The sequence below is a fragment of the Cryobacterium sp. 10I5 genome (assembly GCF_035019865.1).
Lineage (GTDB): Bacteria > Actinomycetota > Actinomycetes > Actinomycetales > Microbacteriaceae > Cryobacterium > Cryobacterium breve_A.
The window spans coordinates 1-340 of record NZ_JASJVI010000230.1; the positions used below are offsets into that span (position 1 = coordinate 1).

Consider the following 340-nt stretch of genomic DNA (forward strand, 5'->3'; position numbering starts at 1 on the left):
AAGGACAGCTTCAAGAAGCGTCAGTCAAGGTTGGAGTCACACCATTCCACGGCCTACTTCCATCATCACCGTCAAGGCGAATGAGGCCAGCGTGAGTTTAGGCGGCTAGTTTCGTTTCTTCTTCTTGTGGTTCGGCTGGCTTGTTGATCCAGGCTGCGTCGGGGGTGGCGAGGATCTTCGGATCGAGGTTGGTGCTGAAGCGCTCCGGGTTCCGGGCGCGGGCTGCGGCGAGGGTCGCCGCCCGCTCTGCGGCTTTGCCGGATGCGAGGCCGTAGTGGACGTCGGCGGGCGTGTTCAGCCCGATGCCGGTGTGCCGGTGGGTGTGGTTGTAACCCTCGAC

At 62.6% G+C, this 340-nt stretch carries 1 pseudogene; it reads right to left on the reverse strand.

Annotated elements, in window-relative coordinates:
• Positions 1–97 precede the first annotated feature (97 nt).
• A pseudogene (locus tag QN350_RS19820) lies at positions 98–340 on the reverse strand (IS3 family transposase); the annotation flags it as partial.